This is a genomic window from Paenibacillus sp. 1001270B_150601_E10 (assembly GCF_015558675.1).
In the GTDB taxonomy this organism is placed as follows: domain Bacteria; phylum Bacillota; class Bacilli; order Paenibacillales; family Paenibacillaceae; genus Paenibacillus_B.
This window is the reverse complement of record NZ_JADMOL010000001.1, coordinates 598,291-621,718: the sequence shown is the minus strand read 5'-3', so window position 1 is coordinate 621,718 and position 23,428 is coordinate 598,291. Positions and strand designations below refer to the sequence as shown.

16 protein-coding genes and 1 riboswitch are annotated in these 23,428 nt (G+C 46.0%); of the genes, 10 read left to right on the top strand and 6 right to left on the bottom strand.

The window, feature by feature from the left end; all coding sequences use genetic code 11:
* Nucleotides 1-40: 40 nt before the first annotated feature.
* Entirely contained in the window at nucleotides 41-2,230 is a 2,190-nt protein-coding gene (locus I2H74_RS02945) for an alpha-galactosidase (RefSeq protein ID WP_195571496.1), read from the top strand.
* 79 nt (nucleotides 2,231-2,309) lie between these two features.
* Here I2H74_RS02945 and I2H74_RS02940 read toward each other — a convergent pair whose 3' ends face one another.
* Nucleotides 2,310-2,558: a hypothetical protein gene (locus I2H74_RS02940; protein ID WP_195571494.1), complete on the bottom strand. Its 249-nt coding sequence runs from the start codon at nucleotides 2,556-2,558 to the stop codon at nucleotides 2,310-2,312.
* Between the two features lie 193 nt (nucleotides 2,559-2,751).
* Between I2H74_RS02940 and I2H74_RS02935 the strand changes: the two genes are divergently transcribed.
* Complete coding sequence (locus I2H74_RS02935; RefSeq protein ID WP_195571493.1) at nucleotides 2,752-3,609, top strand: divergent polysaccharide deacetylase family protein; 858 nt, start codon at nucleotides 2,752-2,754, stop codon at nucleotides 3,607-3,609.
* Here the strand turns inward: I2H74_RS02935 and I2H74_RS02930 are convergent.
* Nucleotides 3,603-4,319 (bottom strand): N-acetylmuramoyl-L-alanine amidase, encoded by a 717-nt coding sequence (locus I2H74_RS02930; protein WP_229106300.1) that lies wholly within the window; start codon nucleotides 4,317-4,319, stop codon nucleotides 3,603-3,605. The two genes, I2H74_RS02935 and I2H74_RS02930, sit on opposite strands and share 7 nt — an antisense overlap.
* A 278-nt stretch (nucleotides 4,320-4,597) precedes the next feature.
* Here I2H74_RS02930 and I2H74_RS02925 point away from each other — a divergent pair, with 278 nt between their 5' ends.
* Nucleotides 4,598-4,864: a YqzE family protein gene (locus I2H74_RS02925; protein ID WP_195571491.1), complete on the top strand. Its 267-nt coding sequence runs from the start codon at nucleotides 4,598-4,600 to the stop codon at nucleotides 4,862-4,864.
* A 72-nt stretch (nucleotides 4,865-4,936) separates the two neighbouring features.
* Here I2H74_RS02925 and I2H74_RS02920 read toward each other — a convergent pair whose 3' ends face one another.
* The 3 genes from I2H74_RS02920 to I2H74_RS02910 form a co-directional block, all read right to left on the bottom strand.
* Nucleotides 4,937-6,172, bottom strand: coding sequence for a hypothetical protein (locus I2H74_RS02920; RefSeq protein WP_195571489.1), 1,236 nt, complete (start codon nucleotides 6,170-6,172; stop codon nucleotides 4,937-4,939).
* Between the two features lie 254 nt (nucleotides 6,173-6,426).
* Nucleotides 6,427-7,551, bottom strand: coding sequence for a YqhG family protein (locus I2H74_RS02915; protein ID WP_195571487.1), 1,125 nt, complete (start codon nucleotides 7,549-7,551; stop codon nucleotides 6,427-6,429).
* On the bottom strand, nucleotides 7,548-9,263 hold the full coding sequence (locus tag I2H74_RS02910) for a DEAD/DEAH box helicase (RefSeq protein ID WP_229106383.1): 1,716 nt from the start codon (nucleotides 9,261-9,263) through the stop codon (nucleotides 7,548-7,550). The genes I2H74_RS02915 and I2H74_RS02910 overlap by 4 nt, the downstream gene beginning before the upstream one ends.
* Before the next feature lie 424 nt (nucleotides 9,264-9,687).
* Between I2H74_RS02910 and I2H74_RS02905 the strand changes: the two genes are divergently transcribed.
* The 4 genes from I2H74_RS02905 to I2H74_RS02890 all read left to right on the top strand — a co-directional run bounded on the left by I2H74_RS02905 (nucleotide 9,688) and on the right by I2H74_RS02890 (nucleotide 16,384).
* On the top strand, nucleotides 9,688-12,273 hold the full coding sequence (locus tag I2H74_RS02905) for an adenosylcobalamin-dependent ribonucleoside-diphosphate reductase (protein WP_420707406.1): 2,586 nt from the start codon (nucleotides 9,688-9,690) through the stop codon (nucleotides 12,271-12,273).
* Between the two features lie 218 nt (nucleotides 12,274-12,491).
* A complete protein-coding gene (locus I2H74_RS02900; protein WP_195571481.1) occupies nucleotides 12,492-14,078 on the top strand; it encodes a spore germination protein in 1,587 nt (528 codons plus the stop codon).
* Nucleotides 14,079-14,117: 39 nt separating this feature from the next.
* On the top strand, nucleotides 14,118-15,218 hold the full coding sequence (locus tag I2H74_RS02895; RefSeq protein WP_195571479.1) for a GerAB/ArcD/ProY family transporter: 1,101 nt from the start codon (nucleotides 14,118-14,120) through the stop codon (nucleotides 15,216-15,218).
* Entirely contained in the window at nucleotides 15,215-16,384 is a 1,170-nt protein-coding gene (locus I2H74_RS02890; protein ID WP_195571477.1) for a Ger(x)C family spore germination protein, read from the top strand. Before I2H74_RS02895 ends, I2H74_RS02890 begins: the two co-directional genes overlap by 4 nt.
* Before the next feature lie 114 nt (nucleotides 16,385-16,498).
* On the opposite strand, the gene mgtE is transcribed toward I2H74_RS02890, so the two are convergent.
* Complete coding sequence (mgtE, locus tag I2H74_RS02885) at nucleotides 16,499-17,827, bottom strand: magnesium transporter (RefSeq protein WP_420707415.1); 1,329 nt, start codon at nucleotides 17,825-17,827, stop codon at nucleotides 16,499-16,501.
* A 391-nt stretch (nucleotides 17,828-18,218) separates the two neighbouring features.
* Nucleotides 18,219-18,397: riboswitch (M-box (ykoK) riboswitch) on the bottom strand.
* Between the two features lie 502 nt (nucleotides 18,398-18,899).
* Here mgtE and ahpC point away from each other — a divergent pair.
* The 3 genes from ahpC (at nucleotide 18,900) to I2H74_RS02870 (ending at nucleotide 23,406) form a co-directional block, all read left to right on the top strand.
* Nucleotides 18,900-19,463, top strand: coding sequence for an alkyl hydroperoxide reductase subunit C (ahpC, locus tag I2H74_RS02880; RefSeq protein WP_195571473.1), 564 nt, complete (start codon nucleotides 18,900-18,902; stop codon nucleotides 19,461-19,463).
* A 13-nt stretch (nucleotides 19,464-19,476) separates the two neighbouring features.
* Nucleotides 19,477-21,006 carry an alkyl hydroperoxide reductase subunit F gene (ahpF, locus tag I2H74_RS02875; RefSeq protein WP_195571471.1) on the top strand — a complete coding sequence of 510 codons (1,530 nt, stop codon included), beginning with the start codon at nucleotides 19,477-19,479 and terminating at the stop codon, nucleotides 21,004-21,006.
* A gap of 306 nt (nucleotides 21,007-21,312) precedes the next feature.
* A complete protein-coding gene (locus I2H74_RS02870) occupies nucleotides 21,313-23,406 on the top strand; it encodes a fibronectin type III domain-containing protein (RefSeq protein ID WP_195571469.1) in 2,094 nt (697 codons plus the stop codon).
* Nucleotides 23,407-23,428: the final 22 nt, after the last annotated feature.

Sequence of the window (23,428 nt, the reverse complement as noted above, 5' to 3'; positions counted from 1 at the left end):
TTACTATAAGGAAAAAGCATTTTGAGGAGTGGCTGTATTCATGAGCATTCATGTTAACGAGCAGGATCAGCTTATTTACCTGCACACACCAAAGACAAGCTATGTCATGCAGATTGTAGATGGGAGATTCCTTGCTCATGTGTATTGGGGAAGAAGGGTAAGTGGAGGAATGCAGCACTTTATTCACTATGCCCAGCGACCATCCTTCAGCCCGAACTGGGATTCGTCGAAATCAACGATGACGCTGGATACCTTGCCGCAAGAATACCCTGCTTACGGTACAGGAGATTTTAGACATCCTGCGCTAGAGCTGCGCTACGCGGATGGTACCTCTGCGACAGAGATTGAGTATGTGACGCACCGCATAAATAAAGGCAAGCCTCGCCTTGAAGGATTGCCAGCCGTATATGTTGAGCAGGACGAAGAGGCAGATACGCTTGAGATTGAGCTGCAAGATCGCGTGAGCGGGCTAAAAGTGATCTTGCAATACAGTGTCTACCAAGACCGCGACGTTATTACCCGATCTGCTCGCATCATTAACGAGAACGTGCATGCTGTTCGCTTGGAAGCGGCATTGAGCGCAGCGGTTGATTTCCATCATGATCAGTATGAGATGATTCATCTCGCCGGCACATGGGCAAGAGAGCGGCATGTGAAGCGCACTCCGCTGACTAGCGGGGCCGTTGCAATTGAGAGTCGCCGTGGTGCAAGCGGGCATGAGCATAACCCATTCCTTGCTTTGGTATCTCCTGATGCAACGGAGAGCAGTGGAGAAGCATACGGCTTTAGCTTCGTCTATAGCGGAAGCTTTGTCGGTCGAGCAGATGTTGATCAGTACGGAACGACTCGTGTGCTCATGGGTATCAATCCGTTTGACTTTTCGTGGCTGCTGGACAGCGGAGAGTCTTTCCAGGCGCCGGAGGTCGTGATGGTATATTCCTATGAAGGCATAGGAGAGATGTCAAGAACGTATCATCGTTTATACCGAGAACGTCTTTGCCGCGGTCTTTATCGGGATGAAGTTCGTCCTGTGAAAGTGAATAATTGGGAGGCCACGTATTTCAGCTTCAATGCAGAGAAGCTGGGTCAGATTGGTTCGGTTGCAAGCGAGCTTGGCATCGAAATGTTTGTGCTTGATGATGGCTGGTTCGGCAGACGCGATAGCGATAACAGCTCGCTTGGCGACTGGGTGGAAGATCGAAAGAAGCTGCCAAACGGGCTGCATGGCGTATACGAAGACTTCCACAGCAAGAATCTGAAGTTCGGGCTCTGGTTCGAGCCGGAGATGGTGTCTCCAGACAGCGATCTGTACAGAGCGCATCCTGAATGGTGCTTGCATGTGGAGGGGCGCCGCCGGACAGAAGGACGCAGGCAGCTTGTGCTTGACTTTTCCCGCAGGGAAGTATGCGACTACATCTATAATCAGATCGCTTTGGTATTGGAAAGCACGCCGATCGTATACGTGAAGTGGGATATGAACCGTAACATGACTGAGATCGGCTCGCCTGCGCTGCCGCCAGAGCGTCAGCGTGAAACGGCTCATCGCTATATGCTGAATCTTTATGACATGATGGAGAAGCTCACGAATCGCTTTCCACACATTCTATTCGAAAGCTGCTCAGGCGGAGGCGGACGGTTCGATCCTGGCATGCTCTACTACATGCCGCAGACGTGGACAAGCGACAATACCGATGCGATTGCACGGCTTGCGATCCAGCATGGAACAAGTCTTGTCTATCCTGCGAGCGCCATGGCATCACATGTATCGGCCGTTCCGAATCATATCATGGGTCGAACGACACCACTCCAGACAAGGGGGCATGTGTCTATGGCAGGGGTGCTGGGATATGAACAGGATCTGACGAAGCTTACGGATGAGGAGAAGAAAGTAGTTAGCGAGCAAGTCGAATTGTATAAGAGCATTCGTTCGATCGTGTTGTTCGGTGATCAGTATCGCCTCGTAAATCCAACAGAGAACGGTCATGCCTCATGGATGTATGTATCTAGAGATAAGACGCAGGCTGTATGGACCTACGTCTCTGCTTCCATTGTTGGCAATGGGCCTATTCCATATATTCGCATGCAGGGACTAGACCCGGCGAAGCTATACGAAGTCTTGGAAACGGGCGAAGTGTATCAGGGGGATGAATTGATGTATGCGGGAATGCCTGTGAAAGTCCCTCATGGTGACTTTGGCAGCATCATGTGGAGATTAAAGGCTGTTCAATAGTAATACCTGGGTAAACATAAGGGGCGCTCCCGCTAAGCTAAAAGCGGGAACGCCCCTTATGTATTGGAGCAGCAATATGCTATTTCCAGTTCTCTTCAGGAACTTGCTCATCGATCACATCGACGAAGCGATCAAAGCACTTGCAGTAGAAATCTTTGCGACAGATTGGGCATGGGATTGTAAGCAAACGATTGATCGTCTTCTTACCATTGTTGTTGAACAATCGAAGCTGTGTTCCATCATGCATCGTAACGACTAACTGCTTCAAGCCAACCGATTGGTTGTCGTCACTTGCGTCTACATGCTTAACGATAGGTTGATAGGACATATCGTAAATCACCTGCATTCTTCGTTTTTTTGCGTAATTACTATCTTAGGGGTTTTTAGAGTGGTTGTCAATTAAACAGCCTAAGGATCCTTCGATTAGATCGGAATTATTCCAGTTAACGCATGTTTCTTCCCATGGTACACATACTAACCTGTATCCATTTACATGGAGTATAAACACTGGAGGATCATTTATGCGCAAAGGGTCAAAATGGAAAACAGAAATAACTTTATGTAACCATTTACGAATTAAACAAATAGGGCTTGCTTTTGCGATTGTTATTCTCTTTAGCAGTTCTGTTCCGAACATTCCATCCATCTATGCTCGTTCAATCATTCAGAAATCGGATCATTCTGCTGTCAATAAGAAAGTCGCGATCGTTATCGATGACTTTGGCAATCGAATGAGAGGCACAGAAGAAATGCTCAAGCTTCCTGTACCTATCACGGTGGCGGTAATGCCTTTTCTGCCTAGCTCCAAGCAGGACGCAGAGGCTGCTCACAGTCTTGGACATGAAGTGATTGTCCATATGCCCATGGAGCCTAAACATGGGAAGGCAAGTTGGCTTGGGCCTGGAGCGATCTTATCGAGTCAGAGCGATATCGAGATCGAGCAACGACTTCGTGAAGCCATTGATGCTGTTCCATACGCTGTTGGAATGAATAATCATATGGGCTCAAAAATAACTGGTGACAAGCGGATTATGCGCATTGTGCTTCGCGTATGTAAAGAGAAGGGTCTGTATTACTTGGACAGCAAAACCAATTACCGATCCGTTGCCGGAGAAATTGCAGAGGAACTAGGTGTATCGATCGTATATAACCAAGTATTCCTTGATGATCTTCATACTGAATCCCACATCGCAAAGCAATGGGAAGAGGTGAGGAAGATATTGTCGTATCAGTCTGCCTGCATCACTATCGGCCATGTGGGTACCCAAGGACAGAAGACAGCAGCTGTACTCCATCGTTCTGTCCCTAAGGTAAAAGATCAGTATCAATTCGTGCGTATATCGGAGCTTGCTTACAAGGGACGTATCCCACTTCAATAATATAACGCATGGTAATGGATGATAGCGTCGCATAAGCGCTGTGCGATTAAGGACTGGCCCAGTCGGCTGGTAAGGAGCTTTCGATCCTTTGCATTGCTGATGAATCCTGTCTCAACAATAACGGCTGGCTGTTTGACACGTCGCAGTAAGTAATATTTTGATCCGGTCTCAGGAAGAACGGGCGATGGAGCAAGGGTCTCTAGCTCTTGTTGGATAAGAAAGGCTAGTGCCTGACTTCTGCCTTCTTCCTGATGCAGGACCATAGGCCCCCGCTTAGAAGCGTTTTTTCCCCAGTTTACATGAATACTGACAAACATGGATATCGGCACCTCCTCGCTTAATTGTCTTCGTTGAGCTAGATCTCGGTTGTGACGGGACCTGGTGGCTGACCATCGGTTATCATCACTTAAAGCATAATCGCCCGTTCGATTAAGAATAACGGGCACGCCTTTCGCTTTTAAAAGAAGATACAGCTTTTGAGCAATGGCGAGATTAATATCCTTTTCCTTAAGATTTCCGTGAACGGTTCCTCCGTCAATTCCACCATGTCCAGCATCAATAAGAACAAATCGCTGGGTGAAGACATGCGCAATGGGCTGCTGTTCAGATCCGCCTGAAGGTAGGGAAGCAGCAGGTGCCGCAGGTAGCGACATGTATAGCAATAAGGCTGCAATGAGCATGCTTAGACGAATCGAGAAATGCTTGTTCATGCGTCGGACCTCTTTTCTCCAATTCATTAACCGTATGATGCGCGAATCGGATGAAGTCCATTCTATGCGTCTGCTGGAAATGGATGAGGGTTTAGAACGACCGACTCCCGCTAACACTAATAGCAGCTGCTTCATCTAAAGATGAATGAAGAACGACGTTAATCCGAGATGCGGCTTTCCTAAATGTTTTCGATATCATCACGGATCTAAGTGATAAAGGGAGAAGCAGCAGGAAGTGTCTTGCTTCAATAAAAAGAATAGGGAGGTGTGATGTTTTTATGGCGAAAAGTGATGACCTAATCAAGTACATTACGCAGCGTGTGGTTACGTACATGGATACTCCGAAGGAAACCAGACAGGAACGCAGGAAGGAACGGAAGGAGAAAAAGCGTGAGCCATGGCTTGTTCGCTGGTTTGGATTAATGCCTTTCGGATTCAAAATGTGGGCGACTGATTGGCGTGATTCAAGCAAGCCTATCGTGAAGCGAATCGTTCGCTATACTGGGAAGATTGCGAAGGTACGATGGAGAAAGTCTGCCACATGATGAGCACCAATCAAATCACACAAAAAAGGCGCACCCGAGTCATGATAGACGTTTTCGGTGCGCCTTTATGAATTAGGATGTGAAAGGAACCAGATAGCCTTCATCAAGCAGATCATTTTGCTGAATCCACCGTATAACCTTGTCGTTCGACTGTAAGGTTAACCCGTAATAATAGCTTGTGGATCGGTTAGAACGATTTTGATCTGGAGTAACAGCTGTGGAACCACTATCATCAACAATAGCGGCAGACCATGCTTGTTTGCCACGCAGCGCGTATGGGATTCGAATGTCCTGCTTCGTAGCCGTATGGACATATACAAGACGTGATTGGGATTTCGGTTCCCACTTTAACAGCTTCTGTGCGGCATCGCTTTTGCTCCACGTACTTTTTTTGGTCATCCATTGAATGTTCTCATAAGGATCAAACGATCCACCTATGCGAGCAGCATTTGGCATCCATAATGACAGGATGTCCTTTGTTTCAGAACTGCTCTGAATCTTCCGTTTGTTAACTTGTGTAATGGAATCCGGCGTAGAGGCAGGCAGGATAATCGGTGATCCATATCGATTTGAATTTATTTTTGTTAGTGGTTGTTCCCTATAAGGAATTTCTTCACCTGTAAACGCATCAAAATAACGACTTTCTCCGTCAGCGCTCACTTTCCACAGCGCCATCAACGCGGATGGATATATAGCCTCGACTTTCATCTCATCTTGTTTATAACCACTGCGCTTTAAGGCTTCTGCTAGTGTAAGACGATCATAAGGAAGCTCGGAACCGGCACCGTATTCTGTTAGCTTATAATCCCCTTGTTCATTCACATGAAGAATAAAATAGCCTAATGACTGATTGCCTCGGTCTAAAATACGAACGAGATATCCGTGCGTTCCGGGACCTAATGGCTGAACCTCCGTTTTTGCATGCTTCCAGCTTGTGAAAGGCTCATTTTTGGATAGTGCTGCTATGGCTTGTCCAATTGCCTCATCCAATACTTGCTTATGACTGACAGCGTGCTGCTTCTTATATGGATGAGAACTGCTTGTCACATGAATGCAAGAGGATTGTGCATATCGGTCTGCTCCTGCATCAATGAAGGGTGTACATGAGGAGTGCTGAGAAGCAGACGGATGCGCTGCTGCTTCTTGTATGATCGTGATCGGAGACGTGACGTGCTTAACTGAAGAAAGCAGGGGAAGTTGTGGAAGTGCCCCTACTAATAAATAAGATATACTCGCACAAACCGCCGAAGTAACGGCTGCAGCTGCTGCCATGCACAATCCTTGCTTCCATCCATTTTTATTTGCCATATTCATCAATCACCTCTATTTGTCCGCAACATTCTATTGTATTAATGGTGTACCCTGTTTATTCATATTTATTCTTTAATTGTAGAGGATGGCTTGTACAAAGACTGTCGCAATACGTGGATCGTGGCGGTGCAGATTCGTTCTATTTTTGACGTTACATGACAGATATCCTCAACTGATCGGTTGTTGTGCATGGAAGAATCAGAACGAGCGGCAAGCATGTCGCATGGTTGCAGATAAAAAGGAAAAACGGCTCATGACTGGCCGTAAGGCAAGTGAACGAGAGCCGCATTGATGAGATGCACTTCGATTCGAGGCTCAAATTGCCATTCCAGCTCTTGACGCCTCATATTGTATTGTTCCTCTAGACTCATCATGGAGGGAACGTCCAATTCCTCTTGATTCTCCTTAGAGTCAAAGGAAGTAGAAAGATTAAGGTTAACCATAGCGTCTTTATTCTTGGCGGCTTTACGTGCTGCACCAGCTTGAGGGGTTTTCTCCTGCGAAATGCCTGCCGCCTTAGCCTCCTGCTCCTGCTTGAGCAGCGGAATATAATAGGCGTCCAAACGGTCCAGCTCTTCCTCTAAACGTTCACTGGCCTCAATGGCCCAGGCTAAGTCAATATCCTGCAGATGCTGCTTGAGCTGATCCTCAATGAGCAGCACGCCCTGTTCAAAGGTAAATCGTGAAGGTACGGTATGCACATGATTTGGAAGCTTCGGTGACATATCTCTTTGCTGAAGCTGCTCCATAAATTGCTCGGCCAGATGTCCGGAATGAAGCGATATGCCAAACGAATGTATCTCTTCCCGTTTTAAATCACAAGCGAATTCAACCTTAAGATTCAGCATAAGCCAAGGCTCATAGGCAAGAGAGCGCTTAGGACCGCGTGATACCGGCCGATGCTCAGCGTAGCCTTGATCGAATAGAGACACGAAGCGGCCTTGCTCAGCGGCCGCTTGCATCATACTTTCGAGCCTTGGGCTGCCGTAATGAACATTTTCCCTTGGGATGCGTCCGATTCCGCCGCCACCGCCGGTAAAGGCTGGTGCAACGCCGAAGTAGCGTCCCATGATCGGATCCTGGACCTGGTCAGGAGCGGCGCTGCCTGAAGGCTGTCCCACAGGCGCTGTCACATAGCTGACGGGTCCTCGCTCTGGTGGCAGCTTCGCTGGATCAAATACAAACGTAAAGCGCATCGTCTCGGGCTCTGCGCCTGTTCGATCTACAAAGCCCCAATAGTAGGGACGATTCGTCAGCGCGCGATCCGCCTGTTCAGATAGCTTTACCGTCACATAGACTGGCGTCTTCTCCATGACTTGACATTCCATGGATTCAAGATAGCGCATGACAAAGTTTTCGATCTGCTGGGTGTTCATGGCTGCACCTCCGATCCATGACTATAAATCTTAAGGAAGCTTTGAATGGTTGCTTCTTTCTCATTAGGGGAGAGGTTCGTGTGCAATTCGTCCTTTATAGAATTGATAGAGCGGCCAAGTGAATCGACCTGCTGCCTAATTTCTTCGTCTGTCTTGGCCTCCAACAGGATTCGAGAGATGCTCTGCTCCCAATTATCCTGCTGTTCCAAGCGTTCAAGAATCATATCCAGGCGTCCAATTACGCTCTCAAACATATTGATCTTTTCATGAAGCAAATTCAAAATATGCTCTTCGATCGTACCTCTCGTAGACAGGTTATAAATCTTCACATCTTGGGACTGGCCAAGTCGGTGCACGCGACCGATGCGCTGCTCGACTCTCATTGGGTTCCATGGCAGATCGAAGTTGATCATATGGTGGCAGAACTGAAGGTTAATGCCTTCGCCGCCCGCTTCCGTTGCAATCATGACCTGCGCTCGTCCGCGGAACAGATCCATCATCCAATCCTTTTTCCCTCGATTCATGCCTCCTCGGTAAGGAACCGCCATAAGCCCATGCTTGTGAAAATACTGCAGCAAATACTCCTGAGTCGCCCGGTACTCCGTGAAGACGATGACCTTGTCATTCATGCCGCGAATAAGTTCCATCGCAGTCTCAGCCTTTGTGTTCGATGTCACCTTCTTGATGAGATCGATCAGATCCCAGATTCGCTCTCGGATCGGAGAGTCCTCAGAGAGCTTCTTTGCAAGATTGACTAGAGTCACAAATACGGCATCGCGGCTTGAGCATACCTCTCGCTGCAGCGTAATCATCGAGAACATGCTGCCAAAGTCTTGTCCGTTCTCCTGATACTGCTCGCGAATAAACTGAGTAACGCCATCGTATAGCGCCTGTTCGTCTGGTGAAAGCACAAGCGGGACATTTTTAACGATTCGCTTCGTAAATTGAACGCTGCCCTCGCCGCGTCGATTGCGGATCATGACCTTGGAAAGCGTCTGCTGCAGATTATCTTCATTCTTAGGCACACGCTTGTCTAACATGTAATTAGCGCTGAATTCTCCCTGCCCGCCTAGCTGGCCGGGCTTTAGCAGTGTGATAAGATTATACAGCTCGTTCATATCGTTCTGCACAGGTGTTGCGGTAAGCAGCATGCAGTATTTTTTTCTCATTTGGACGATGAACTGATAATTCGTCGTTTTCTTATTCTTGAGCTTGTGTGCTTCATCTATGATTAGCATATCGATATCCTGGTTAAGCAAATACGTGCGATGCGGCTCGCGCTTTGCGGTGTCCATCGAGGCAACAACAACAGGCGAGCTCCAGTGGTATTCCTTTTTTTGCGCAATGGCAGGAATGCCGAATTTATGATTAAGCTCTCGCACCCACTGAAGAACAAGAGAAGCGGGTACTAGAATCAGCACCTTTTTGACGAGGCCTCGAATCATATATTCCTTTAATACGAGACCCGCTTCAATCGTCTTGCCAAGACCCACTTCGTCGGCTAGAATAGCACGACCTCTCATCTCATGCAGCACTTTGCGGGCTGTATCCAGCTGATGGGGAAGTGGCTCCACGTTGGTAAGATGATTCAAGCATTGCAGCTCGTCAAAAGAGTGGATTTGTTTGGCTTGCTCCGCCTCGTAGGCAAGCTGAAAGCATGTCCAGTCGTCCCATGGACCATTGCGTTCGATACGACTTTGGAACGACTCCATCCAGCTCTTGTCAAAGCGAATGGGCACGAGACTATCAGTTCCGAGCGGCGAATATCCATTGTTCACGAATTGGACCTCCCATGGATTCATGTGATGTAGATGTAGTATGCGCCTCTTTTGCAATATTCATAACTTTGAACTGCTGCATTGGTGAAGACAATGCTCACGGAATTGTCATGAACTGTTCGTATATTTGAATGATTTCTCTCAAAATTAAGCATGAATGAGATTGATAGAGCAAAACCTATAATGTTAACGCTACAATCGATTTTTCGAAGGTTTCCATCCATCTATAACCATTAGAAAACAAGCGTTCGGTATAGTAAAATAATTAAGGCACACAATATGTTGATGGACTACATATATTTTGATACTAAATATAGATGGTGTGCAGTTGTTGAATACCATACACAGGAGGTCGTTATTGTTGAGTACCGAGAAGAAAGAGCAGCGCTTGGAAGGCCTAAGTGAAAAGATATTTCTAGATCGCTACGCGAGAAAGAATGCAGATACAAGTCAAACAAAGGTGGGAGACGTTGTGCTCGTCCTAACGAAGGATGATCCGAAGTTCCCTGCCAAAGAGGTTGGAGAAGTTATTGAACGCCATGGAAACATCGTATCCGTTAGACTAAGAAGTGGGGAAGTCGTGGAATCCAGCGTTGAGAAGCTTACTCTAACGATAGAGAAGACTCCAGAAGAGATGTGGGATCGTCTCGCAAGCGCGATGGCTTCTGTCGAAGCGCCGGAGAAGCAGGCAGAGTGGACAGCGAAGTTCCGCACCATTCTTGATGATTGGAAGCTCGTTCCCGGCGGACGCATTGCAGCTGGCGCAGGCGCGAGCGAAGAATTGACCCTGTTCAACTGCTATGTCATCCCTTCTCCAAAGGACAGCCGTGGCGGCATTATGGAAACCTTGTCCGAAATGACAGAAATTATGGCTCGCGGCGGCGGTGTAGGCATCAACTTATCTTCCTTGCGTCCAAGACGTGCCATTGTTCGCGGTGTAAACGGCTCATCCAGCGGCTCTGTGTCTTGGGGCGGACTTTTCAGCTATACGACCGGCTTGATTGAGCAGGGCGGCAGCCGTCGGGGAGCACTCATGCTCATGATCAACGACTGGCATCCTGATCTTGAGGATTTCATTACGGTGAAGCAAACTGCAGGCCAAGTCACGAATGCGAACCTTTCTGTATGTGTCAGCAATGCATTCATGAAGGCAGTGAAAGAAGACCTGGACTGGGAGCTTGTATTCCCAGATACGACAGATCCTGAATATAACGAGCTGTGGGATGGCGACCTTGATAAGTGGAAGAGCCTTGGCAAAGCAGTGATCCCTTATCGCACCGTTCGTGCGCGAGACGTATGGCATACGATCATTGAATCTGCTTGGAAGTCTGCAGAGCCAGGCGTTGTGTTCATGGAGTACTACAACCAAATGTCAAACAGCTGGTACTTCAACCCGATCATTTGTACAAACCCTTGCGGAGAGCAAGGACTCCCGGCTTGGGGTGTCTGCAACCTGTCCGCGATCAATCTATCCAAGTTCTATGATGAAGAGAATCATGATGTGGCATGGGATGAGCTAGGTCTTGTAACTCGTTATTCCGTTCGCTTCTTGGATAATGTCATTGATAAGACACCTTATCATTTTGAGAAAAATAAAGAAAACCAACAAAACGAACGCCGTGTTGGCCTCGGCTCCATGGGTCTTGCAGAGCTGATGATCAAGCTTGGCATCCGCTATGGCTCGCCAGAATCGTTGGCGTTTCTCGATAAGCTGTATGGCTTCATCGCTCGTGAAGCCTATCTTGCATCGAGTGAGATTGCGGCTGAGAAGGGCTCCTTCCAGGCCTTTGATACGGAAAAGTATTTGCAAAGCGGCTTTATGAAAAATATCGTAGAGGAGTATCCGGAAGTTGGAGAATCCATTCGCGTCAATGGCATGCGCAATGTGACCGTGATTACGCAAGCACCAACAGGTTCAACAGGTACAATGGTGGGAACTTCTACAGGAATCGAGCCTTACTTTGCGTTTAAGTACTTCCGTCAAAGCCGTCTTGGCTTCGATGAGCAGTTTGTACCGATCGCACAGGAGTGGCTGGATGCGCATCCTGGTGAACCGTTGCCGGATTACTTCATTACGGCTATGGATCTGAGCGCAGAGGATCATATCCGTGCGCAAGCTGCGATTCAGCGCTGGGTAGACAGCTCCATCTCGAAGACAGCGAATGCGCCGAACGACTTTACAGTTGAAGATACCAAGCGTCTATATGAGCTTGCGTTCGACCTTGGCTGTAAGGGTGTTACGATCTATCGTGACGGAAGCCGCGATACACAGGTATTGACGACAGAGAAGAAGGAAGATGGAAAGAAAGAGGAAGCTCAAGCTGAGGTTCAATCAGAAGTGGTAAGTGAGTCCGCAGCGATAACGGCTGCAAGCAAGCCTGCTCAGCCTGCAAGCGATGCGAATGGTTCGAACGGCAATGCGTATCTGCGTCGTCCGCAAGTGCTTCGCGGTGCAACCTATAAGATCAACACGCCATTCGGAATGGCATACATTACGATCAACGATTACGACCATATTCCAGCGGAAATCTTCCTGAATGTAGGCAAGGCAGGTTCAGACGTATTCGCAATGGCAGAAGCGCTTGGCCGTGTATGCTCCTTGTTCCTTCGTTATGGCGACCATGGCAACAAAGTAGAGCTCTTGATCAAGCACTTGAAAGGCATTGGTGGTTCTGGTGCAATCGGCTTCGGAGCCAATCGTGTGGAATCCATCGCAGATGCAGTAGCGAAGGCGCTTGAGAATCACATCAATGAGACAGGTCCACAGCCTAATGTGATCGAGCCGGCACCGATTGCGGCTACAATTGAACCGAAGGCTGTGACGATCGGCATGAAGGGCTCCTCGGATTCCCGTGATCTGTGTCCATCCTGCGGCACAGCATCTCTGCTGAACGTCGAAGGCTGCAAGACCTGCGCTAACTGCGGATACAGCCGCTGCAATTAAGGGAAAGTCTAAGGTTTTGTTCTTCATTGCCATACAGATGAAGGATATCATCCACTAATCACACCTGCTATAGAAAACAAGCGATTCTCGAGATGAACGTACTCGATGGATCGCTTGTTTTGTTGTAAACCTATAAGGTTGAATATTTCGAATTCGTATGAAGTTGATGGAAATGGGAAGCCTACAAGGTACCTATTACCTTTCAGGGGGCTTGCTTAATGTCTGGCATCTCCAAGCGAACAACACGACCCTCCTCAACGTCTCAAACATCGGGGGCTGAGGATTATGGTTGGAATCACCTTTATAAATACCAGTTTACTAAGGACATCAAACAAAATGAGCAGACCATGAAGGAGATCCTTCATAATTGCTCAGACGTACAATATCGACATATCCGAATAGGCAATGACATGAAAGCCCTGCTCATCTATGTAGATGGGCTCATTGATTCGAAAAGTTTGGAAGAAACGGTGCTGAAACCACTAATTGTCCAAGGATTGAACGATGATGACGATGATTCATTTGCCAATCAGATTGTGGACACGCTCGCAACCAGGCAAGCAACACAAACGGAAGATGTACAGGAAACGGTTAAAAGCATACTAGGCGGTCAAGTTGCTATTTTCGCTAAAGAGTCCAATAAAATATTAATTGCAGATCTCAAAGAATTTGAGAAGCGGCAAGTGTCTGAACCTGCTACAGAATCGGTTGTCCGAGGGCCGCGAGAAGGATTTAATGAGAATATACGGACAAACACGGGACTGCTGCGTCAGAAACTGAAAAGCCCACTGTTAAAAATAGAACCTTTAACCCTTGGAACCTTATCACAAACAGATGTGGCAATTGTGTATATCGAAACTCTTGCTGAACCCTCCATTCTAGACGAGGTCCGCAAGAGAGTTGGAAGCATAAAGATCGATGCGATTCTAGATTCGGAATACATTGAAGACTACATACAGGACGCACCCTACTCGCCGTTTCCTACGGTTCAAAACACCGAACGGCCAGATGTCGTCATTTCTAGCTTGCTGGAAGGCAAAATTGCCATAATGGTGAATGGATCGCCCTTTGCACTTATCGTGCCTCTTACTTTTTGGGCGGCATTGGAATCGGCAGAAGACCATTACGAGAACTTTATCTATACAACAGCTATTCGCTGGCTGCGCTTTCTACTGCTGTGCATTTCCTTTCTTCTCCCTTCCTTGTATGTCGCATCAACGACCTTTCATCCTCAGCTTATTCCAGCTGATCTGCTGTTCAGTATCGCTGCTGCTAGAGAAGGGGTTCCTCTGCCAGCTGTGATCGAAGCCATTTTGATGGAATTGATGTTTGAAGCATTCAGGGAGGCGGGGATTCGGCTGCCTAAACCGGCAAGCTCTGCGGTCGGCATGGTAGGGGCGTTGGTTATCGGAGAATCTGCTGTCCATGCAGGCATTATTTCAGCGCCTACGGTCATTGTTGTTGCTTTTACTGGGATCGCTTCGTTTGCCATCCCACGATACAACTTAGGATTGGCCTTTCGTTTCCTGCGGTTTCCGTTGCTGATCTTGGCGGGAACGGTTGGGTTTTACGGAATTGGCTTCGGACTGATCATGCTCCTTATTCATGTCGTTAATCTCAGTTCCTTTGGTGTGCCTTATCTTTCACCTCTAGCACCGCAGGTGCCAGGCAATCTCTTGGACATCCTAATCAGGGTGCCTCGTTGGGCAGCGAATCGTCCTAGATCCAATACGGGATTGGATATAAAGAGATTTTCAGAAGATACGAAGGAAAGCATGGAACAATTCGAGCCTAAAATAGATTAGCTTTGTGCGATCACTTCATGAAGTAGGGGCGTTTTGTAAATGAAGATAACCGGAATACAGTTATTTTGGCTGATGATCTGTGTTGTAACCGGCCTAGGGATTCTATATGCATTGCCTCATTCTATCGAAATGGCCAAGCAAGATGCATGGATATCGATTGCCCTAGGAGGATTCATGGGGGCAGTTGTGTTATTCGTCATGATGAAAGTGAACGTGATATTCCCTAATCAATCCATCATCCAATATTCCCAGTCCATACTTGGGAAGTGGGGAGGAAGAATGATCGCGATACCTTATCTCCTTATGTGGTATGTGGAGGGTGGAATGGTTTTGCGCAGCTCCACTGATTTTATTTACATTACGCTCTTTAACAAGACGCCTATCTTCATCCTGTCTCTCATGATGCTGATCTTAGCCGTTTATATCGTTTATGTTGGAGGAATTGTAGGTATAGCGCGATGCAGCGAGATTATGGGGCCGTTAATTCTTTTTATGGTTGTCTTTACCTGTATGTTCAACCTAAGCAACATGGATTGGAACCAAATTACGCCTATCTACACCGATTCAGGCTGGAGATCAATCGTCAAAGGAAGTGTTACGCCGCTTTCCTTTTTTGGAGATGTGGTTGTATTTAGTATGGTATTTTGTTTTGCAGTGGACATGCGCAAGTCTGCTCCAAAGGCATTATGGGGGCTATTGGTATCGATTCTCATGATCGTCCTATCCATGATCGTCATCATTACAACATTCGGTCCCAATCTTTCTTACCGCCTCTGGTTTCCTTACTACCATATGACGCGGCTTATTTCCGTTTTCGGCTTTATTGAAAACTTAGACTTCTTTGCAGTGGTCGTTTGGATGTTCTCAATGTTCATCAAATCATCGCTTGTCCTTTTTGCAGCCGTATATGGGACAGCACAATGGTTCAATGTACAACAATGGAGAAAACTACTGTGGGTAGTTGCTCCAACGGTATTGTGTTTGTCGCTGCTGCCAAAAAACATCAATGAAGCCGTTATAGGACACGTCTATATTTGGCAGTTTATCGTGCTTCCCCTTAATATCATCGCTATACCGTTATTGTTATGGGTAGTCGGAATCTTGCGCCATCATGCCAACAAGCGGGTGAGGCAGTCATGATGCGCAAATTTTTGTTCCTAACTATCAATATGGCTATGTTAGGAACCCTTGTAACGGGTTGCTGGGATAGCAAGGAACTGAATGATCAAGCCATTGAAACCGCTTTAGGTGTTGATCTGAATAACGATGGCACGATTCGATGCACGCTGCAGATTCTGAGTCCTTTCAATGCAAGCATCGGGGAGAAAGGGAAGGATAAGTCGGTTTTCACCGTTTCGGAGAATGGCCGAACGATTATTGAAGCGATTTCACATATCCAGCAGCGACTATCCAGATATGTGTTTGGCGGTCATCGAGAGGTTGTTATTATCGGGGAATCTTTAGCTAAGTATGGCATTTCGGATATATTGGATGAGTTTACGAGGAATCCCGCTGTTCGTTTAAGAATGGACATGTTTATTGTAAGAGGGGGAGATGCGGAAGATTTTCTAAAACTCACATACCCCCTGGAATACATTCCAGCAAGAGCACTGCCTGAGATTCATAAAGTAAATGGAGCACATTGGACGCTTACGTTGAGAAACTTTTTAATGGCAGCCACGGGAGAGGAAGGCAGCCCATATCTTCCTGTAATCGATATCTATAAGGTGGATGAGGGGGTTGAACCAACGCTGGGGCTTGGGGGCAAGGCAATCTTTGATCAAGAACTGAAGCTTGTGGGATATATGAATGAGGAGGAAACCTCGTATCAACAATGGATTAGGGGAGAGTCAGATTTTTTAGAACTGTTTGTGAAGATTCCACACGAGACAACGGAGATTGCGATGAAGGTTAGGCACTTGAAAAAAAAGATAAAGACGGTTGAGAAAGGCCGGAAAGTCAGTATTCACGTGACTTTGAGTGGCATCGCCACCATTCTTGAAGATAATACCCGTTATGATTTCAACCAATTTCAGAATATGAAGACACTGCAAAAACATTTAAGCAGCCAAACGGAGCAAACCGTTCGCCAATGTATTCAAAAAGGACAGTCTTTAGGCGCGGATGTGTTCGGCTTTGGAGAAGCTTTTCATCGGCAGCATCCTTCTAAATGGAAAGAGATGAAGCAAGATTGGGGAGAGAGGTTCAAGGAAGCTGAGATTACCACGTCGATAAATGTCATTGTAAGGTACACAGGTTTGGAGGGTCCAGCCCAAATGTGGAAAAATGATCAAATTATTAAATAAGGCTTATCGAAAAGCAGCCCATCATCATCGATAGGGCTGCTTTTCATCTCAAGATTATACTTTCATCGTCTGGATGGCATCGTCTTCATGGCGACTTCCCTGACGTGCGTCAAACTACAGGTTCAGAATCGTTTTCGCAACCATGAAATAGATGACAAGACCTGTGCCATCCACAAAGGTTGTAATGAACGGACCAGAAACGACGGCTGGATCAAGCTTTAGCTTTCGAAGAACAAGCGGCAAGGCAGAGGCTACGATGGAAGACCAAATGACAATAAACACCATGGCAATCGCAACGACCTGTGCAACCTCAAACCCTACGCCTAATATGGAAGCGCGGATGAGACCCGCTACACCCATCATAAGACCCAAACATACCCCGATCGTTGCCTCTCTTTTGATGACCCGGAAGATATCTTTAAACTTCACTTCTCCAACACCCACTGCGCGAATGATTGTTGCCACGACCTGCGTACCTGTATTTCCGCCTGTACCCACGAGCAAAGGAACGAAGAACGCCAGTGCAACGACTGCTTCAATTGTATCCTCAAAATGCTTCAGTACGGTCCCGGTGTAAGCTTCAGCAACAAACAGGATAAGCAGCCAAGGAAGCCGTTTTCTAAAAATACTCCATATGGAGGCTTCAAAGTATGGCTCGTTTAACGGCTCACTGCCCCCTAATTTTTGAATATCTTCCGTTGCTTCCTCATGAATAACATCAATGAGATCGTCAACGGTGATGATCCCGATCATTCGCTGCTCCTCTGTAACGACTGGGAGAGCCACGAGATCATAGTTGGATAACTGATCGGCTACCTCTTGCTGATCCATTTGAGCGGGAACGGTGATCAAGTCCTTTTTCATTATGTCTTCAACCAAGGCTGTCTCTTCTGCAAGAATTGCATCTTTAAGAGAAAAAATGCCAACCAATACCCCGCTGGAATCAAGTACATAGATATAGGAGACCATCTCAGCATCCTGACCAACTTTGCGGATGTGCTGCAAGGTATGTCCAACTGTCCAATTGTTTCTTACCGCAATATAGTCTATGGTAGCAAGACTTCCGGCTGTTTTTTCCGGAAACCGCATCAAGGCTTCGATCTTCTTTCGGTGTTCCTCAGGAAGGAACTCAAGAAGCGTTTCCGCTTGATGAGGATGAATAGCAACCAGTAGATCGACAACCTTATCACTTGACATCTCATTGAGAATCAGTGCGATTTTTTTCTCTGATACTCGGTCTAATATATGATACTGAACATCAGGATCGACATATTCTAGAATTTCTGCTGCTAACTCAACAGCGGTGCTGTTGATGAGGTCGATCTTCTCATGATCTTTAAGTTGAAGCAGCATTTGTGCGATATCGTAAGGCTGATGTCGAATTAAAAATTCATAAAGACGCTCCTGATTTTGTTCGACCAACCTCTTTTTTAGCTCTTGAATCGTAATTTGTTTAACCATGTTGTCATCCTCCTCACGCTTTGCGTGACATACCTAGTTTGTTTCCCTTTGCGCTTTAGTAGCCATAAAAAAGCTTTCTCCGCACAAAGGAGAGCATGTAGTTCCTGTTCTTCAACCCGCTGACTGGTTGACTTCTGCATGCTGAAACACACCTGCTAGGCTCACACATGTTAGGCAGGTAAGAGGCAGTGCAAATGGCAGCCAAGGGTAAGAAGAGCATCGTTCTCCCACTTCGCAAGGTCATGTACTTGTTTCAATGATCGATTACTGGAACTACTGTCCATCGGATGTTCTCCCCCCTTAATTGGCAAAAATAATACCCCTCTGGATCCAGTCCTAGAGGGGCAGATGAAAGAATGCATGTAAAAGATGCATTCTGCCCCCTAGTTGAGTTTTAGCACTATGCAACGTAAAGAGAAGGGGATGTTGTCTCTCTTAGCCACCTTATGAAAAGCCTTAATCCGGCAATTCCTGTTCTACCCATGGGCATCTCTCGATATTTCTGGGCAGTGGCCTATGTTTGCATAGGAGCCTCACCTAACAAGGTTAATATGAACATTGAACTTGCACATCACGTACTTCAGTATAGTGGATCGACTTAAGAAAAAGGTTATGAAAAAGTTAAAGTGGTAAATTCGCATTTTTAGCCTTATAAAAGTCAAAGATAAGAAGAGGCGGGACCGTTTCATTCGAAGTGGAAATGGTTAAGGTTGATATAGTGACATCTCTTTGAATTTTTGCATGTAGAGCAAAAGAAAAGGGATTTGCATGGAAGGATTATCGTTTAGATTGTGGAATAGATCATGTATTTCCTGCTTCTATATAAATAGTGGTTTTTCAGAGCTTGGGAATAGCCTGTTATGGATTGCGTCATCATGAATGAGCGGCTGTGCGTTGAGAAAGGATCTCATTTTATAATTATTATAAAAAAGTCTTGACAGATTGCATCGTTTCGTAAATAATAATTATTATAAAGTGACGCCGACATGGACAAGCGACATGATTCGGACAAGCTTTATAACAATATAAATATAATTGCAAAGGAGATATACACATGTCATTAATCGGAAAAGAAGTATTACCATTCAAAGCATCTGCATTCCAAAACGGTAAGTTCATCGATGTTACAGAGGAAAACTTCAAAGGCAAATGGAGCGTAGTTTGCTTCTATCCAGCTGACTTCACATTTGTGTGCCCAACTGAGCTTGAGGATCTTCAAAACCAATATGCAACATTGAAAGATCTTGGCGTTGAAGTATACTCTGTTTCCACAGATACTCACTTTACACATAAAGCATGGCATGAAAGCTCCCCAGCGATCGGCAAAGTAGAATACATTATGATTGGTGACCCTTCTCATGTCATCTCCCGCAACTTCGATGTATTGATCGAAGAAGATGGTCTTGCAGACCGCGGTACATTCATCATCGACCCAGACGGCGTTGTACAAGCTGTTGAAATCAACGCAGGCGGCATCGGCCGTGACGCTAGCTCCCTTGTAAACAAAATCAAGGCAGCTCAATATGTTCGCAACCATCCGGGTGAAGTTTGCCCAGCTAAATGGCAAGAAGGCGGCGACACACTTAAGCCAAGCCTCGATCTCGTAGGCAAAATCTAAAGGGTGATAAACGATGGCACTAGATCAAGAACTTAAAAACCAACTCGCACAGTACCTCGATCTCTTGGAAGGGGAAGTCGTGCTTAAGGTTAGCGCAGGCACAGACAAAGCGTCTGAAGAAATGCTTAGCCTAATCGATGAGCTCGCTACCATGTCCTCAAAGATAACGGTTGAACATACAACGTTATCTAGAACACCAAGCTTTAGTGTCAATCGTGTAGGTGAAGAGACGGGGATTACGTTTGCTGGAACACCTTTGGGTCATGAATTTACTTCTTTGGTATTGGCTCTGCTGCAAGTTAGCGGCAGACCACCAAAGGTGGAGCAAAGCGTTATCGACCAGATCAAGAGCATTAAAGGCGAATATAAGTTTGAGACGTATATTAGCCTAAGCTGTCACAACTGTCCTGATGTTGTGCAAGCACTGAACTTGATGAGTCTTCTCAACCCAGGCATCTCTCATACAATGATTGATGGCGCGGTCTTCAAAGATGAGGTAGAGAGCAAGGACATCATGTCTGTGCCGAGCGTATTCTTGAATGGCGAATTCTTCGAAAGCGGTCGTATGAACGTGGAAGAGATTCTTGCCAAGATTGGCAGCGCTCCAGACGCATCAGAGTTTGACAATAAAGAGCCTTTCGATGTGCTTGTTGTGGGCAGCGGCCCTGCAGGTGCAAGTGCGGCGATCTACGCTGCACGTAAAGGCATTCGCACAGGTATCCTAGCTGAGCGCATCGGCGGTCAAGTGAACGACACCTTGGGCATTGAGAACTTCATCAGTGTGAAATACACGGAAGGTCCGAAGCTTGTTGCGAGCATTGAAGAACAAATCAAAGAGTATCCAATCGATGTGATGAAGCTTCAACGCGCGAAGCGCTTGGAGAAGAAGGATCTTATCGAAGTGGAGCTGGAGAATGGTGCCGTTCTTAAGAGTAAGACGGTCATTCTCTCAACGGGTGCTCGTTGGCGGAATATCGGCGTTCCTGGTGAAGCAGAGTTCAAGAACAAAGGGGTAGCATACTGCCCGCATTGTGACGGCCCTCTGTTCACAGGAAAAGACGTAGCCGTAGTAGGCGGCGGCAACTCCGGTATTGAAGCTGCGATTGATCTTGCAGGTATTGTTAAGCATGTGACGGTTCTAGAGTTCGCTCCAGAGCTTAAAGCAGATGCCGTGCTTCAGGATCGTCTCCACAGCCTGCCAAACGTTACGGTATTGAAGAACGTTCAAACGAAAGAAATTACCGGTACCGACAAGGTGGATGGTATTACTTACATTGATCGTGATTCAGGAGAAGAGAAGCATGTTGAGCTGCAAGGCGTATTCGTGCAAATCGGTCTCGTACCGAACACGGAATGGCTGGAAGGCACGCTTGAGCGCACCCGCATGGGTGAGATCATCGTTGACAGTCGTGGTGCGACTACGATTCCTGGCGTGTTTGCAGCAGGCGACTGCACAAACAGCCCGTACAAGCAGATCATCATCTCGATGGGATCTGGCGCGACAGCGGCGCTCGGTGCTTTCGATTATCTCATCCGCAATTAATCGGCATCATAGAATAACAGCATATGATCTATCTTTAGGTGGATCTTGAGAAAAAGCCCTCACTTTGTAGTGAGGGCTTTTTTCGTGTGTTTTTATTAGATATGAGGAATAAAAAGTCATATAATGATGACGGTAGTGAAGGGGGTATTTCCCGAGTAAGTTTGTACCACTTTAAAATTTTGATTCTGCACTAATCTGACAAATATATTTTCGGAACGACAAATAACATATATAGAAAATATAGGAGTATTGTTGTATGATGTTATTTAATGTGGTAAATTATAACATTTCATAGTTGGAGGTGTATTGAAAAATGAAGAGAGTGTGCATGATATTTTTTTCGTTATCATTTGTACGAGTTTATTAGGTACAAGTGTATCTGCTGGAAGTACTTTTTACTATTATGATTTATCTAATCGATTAATCAGTAAAACGGTAACTAATAAGGAGGGGAATAAAAATACAACAGAGTATACTTATGATGAGAATGGAAATCTGCTGAGAAAGAAGCATGTAAAAAGTCTAAATAATCTAACGAACGGGGATTATGAAAATTTTACAGGTACTAATGGTATAGCAGATCACTGGAAAGCTTACAATTTAGGGACATCCGCCCAATCGTTCTCTCCAACAACAGACGCTTATTCGGGAAAGCAAGCACAGCATATTCAGTTAACTAATGCGGCAGAAGGTGCAGTTGCTGGCATAGAACAGCAGATATCCATTGCGGGTGGAAAGCCATTTGTTCTAGGAGGCAATATTCGAATCATTCAATTGTCTGATTCGATCGTTCAATTTGGCATTCGATTCTATGATGTAAATCATCAATTAATACAAGATGAATTTAGGCAGTTAACGTCATCAAATGATCGTTACTCATTTATTATGTCCAGAGGAATCGTCCCGCCTAATGCAGTATCAGCCAATGTGTACGTTTTTATTCGTTCATCGGGTAATCAGGGGCAGAGTACGATTTCGATCGATACTGTAAACCTAGATTATAGTCAAATGGGATCATTTATTTCCTTAGGAGACAGTCATGTGCTTGCTATTAAGAATAATCAATCTGTTTGGGGGTGGGGGCATGATTTTGACGGAAGAGTACCTGATAATAATGATACACCAGTTCCTTTTATAGGACTTGAGAACGTCAGGTCTGTTGCAGCTGCTGATCATTCCTCATTTCTGCTACAAGATGGTACTGTTTGGGGTGTGGGTAGTAACACCAAAGGTCAGTTGGGAAATGGAACCAATAAAAGCTCGAGAGTACCCGTTCAAGCTCTCGGTCTTGATAAGGTGATAAAAATCGATTCTGGCTTCAGCTTTGTACTTGCTTTAAAAGAAGATGGAACCGTATGGTCTTGGGGACTTAACCACTTAGGTCAGTTGGGAGATGGCACAACTATTGATAAGAACATCCCTGTACAGGCAATAGGACTCACGAATGTTGTTGATATAGCAGCTGGAGAAATGCATAATATTGCTCTCAAAAGTGATGGAACCGTATGGTCTTGGGGGACAGGAGGCTCAGGGCAGTTAGGAACTGGAAAAAGCGGCGCCTATTATAATGAGTCTGCGCCTGTTCAAGTTATTGACCTTCAGAATATCAAAGCGATTGGCGCAGGTGACGATCATAGTTTTGCTATATCAAGCGATGGGGCTTTATGGGCATGGGGGATGAACTCGTATGGTAGATTAGGTGATGGAACTACAACTTCCCGAAACAAACCTGTAAATATAACGGGAATATCAAATGTTGTTGCTGTCACTGGGGGAAAGGGACACACTATTGCACTTTCAGCGGAAGGAAATGTTTGGTCCTGGGGACGTAATTATAATGGGCAATTAGGTCTAGGAAATAATATTGATATGTTGACTCCAGTGTTGGTTCCAGGACTTAACGGAATAACAGAGATATCCGCAGCTGACGATAGTTCTCTTGTATTGCGTTTAGACGGAACGGTTTTTGGATGGGGAAACAACTTTTTTGGTGTACTAGGTAGTGAAACTGGAGATAGCCCAACTCCAGTTCCAGTATTCTCTAGAGGAGAGGATGTTATTCCACCTAACTCACCATCTGGTTTCTCTGCGACTCCAATCTCTGATAGGTCTTTCCATCTAACCTGGACTGCTTCTGATGATAATGCCGGTGTCATGTTGTACGAAATTTATAATCAGGGCATTAAGATAGCAAGTACAAGAATGCTCGAATTAGAATTGAAAAACATGATTCCATATACTAAATATTCGTTAAGTGTTGTTGCAGTGGATTTATCTGGGAATCGTTCCGATCCAAGTGGTCTTGTGGAAATTACGACGAGTCAAGACAGTGAGCCACCTTCTGCACCTTCAAACCTCACACAATCAAACCTTACTTCGACTACCGTTCAGCTTGTTTAATCTTGTTCCTGCTGCATTAGAA

What these genes read in the sequence shown, in the direction of transcription:
- I2H74_RS02945 (WP_195571496.1), top strand. Translation starts at nt 41, where the DNA reads ATGAGCATTCATGTTAACGAGCAGGATCAGCTTATTTACCTGCACACA.
- I2H74_RS02940 (WP_195571494.1), bottom strand. Translation starts at nt 2,558, where the DNA reads ATGTCCTATCAACCTATCGTTAAGCATGTAGACGCAAGTGACGACAAC.
- I2H74_RS02935 (WP_195571493.1), top strand. Translation starts at nt 2,752, where the DNA reads ATGCGCAAAGGGTCAAAATGGAAAACAGAAATAACTTTATGTAACCAT.
- I2H74_RS02930 (WP_229106300.1), bottom strand. Translation starts at nt 4,319, where the DNA reads ATGAACAAGCATTTCTCGATTCGTCTAAGCATGCTCATTGCAGCCTTA.
- I2H74_RS02925 (WP_195571491.1), top strand. Translation starts at nt 4,598, where the DNA reads ATGGCGAAAAGTGATGACCTAATCAAGTACATTACGCAGCGTGTGGTT.
- I2H74_RS02920 (WP_195571489.1), bottom strand. Translation starts at nt 6,172, where the DNA reads ATGGCAAATAAAAATGGATGGAAGCAAGGATTGTGCATGGCAGCAGCT.
- I2H74_RS02915 (WP_195571487.1), bottom strand. Translation starts at nt 7,551, where the DNA reads ATGAACACCCAGCAGATCGAAAACTTTGTCATGCGCTATCTTGAATCC.
- I2H74_RS02910 (WP_229106383.1), bottom strand. Translation starts at nt 9,263, where the DNA reads ATGGAGTCGTTCCAAAGTCGTATCGAACGCAATGGTCCATGGGACGAC.
- I2H74_RS02900 (WP_195571481.1), top strand. Translation starts at nt 12,492, where the DNA reads ATGTCTGGCATCTCCAAGCGAACAACACGACCCTCCTCAACGTCTCAA.
- I2H74_RS02895 (WP_195571479.1), top strand. Translation starts at nt 14,118, where the DNA reads ATGAAGATAACCGGAATACAGTTATTTTGGCTGATGATCTGTGTTGTA.
- I2H74_RS02890 (WP_195571477.1), top strand. Translation starts at nt 15,215, where the DNA reads ATGATGCGCAAATTTTTGTTCCTAACTATCAATATGGCTATGTTAGGA.
- ahpC (WP_195571473.1), top strand. Translation starts at nt 18,900, where the DNA reads ATGTCATTAATCGGAAAAGAAGTATTACCATTCAAAGCATCTGCATTC.
- ahpF (WP_195571471.1), top strand. Translation starts at nt 19,477, where the DNA reads ATGGCACTAGATCAAGAACTTAAAAACCAACTCGCACAGTACCTCGAT.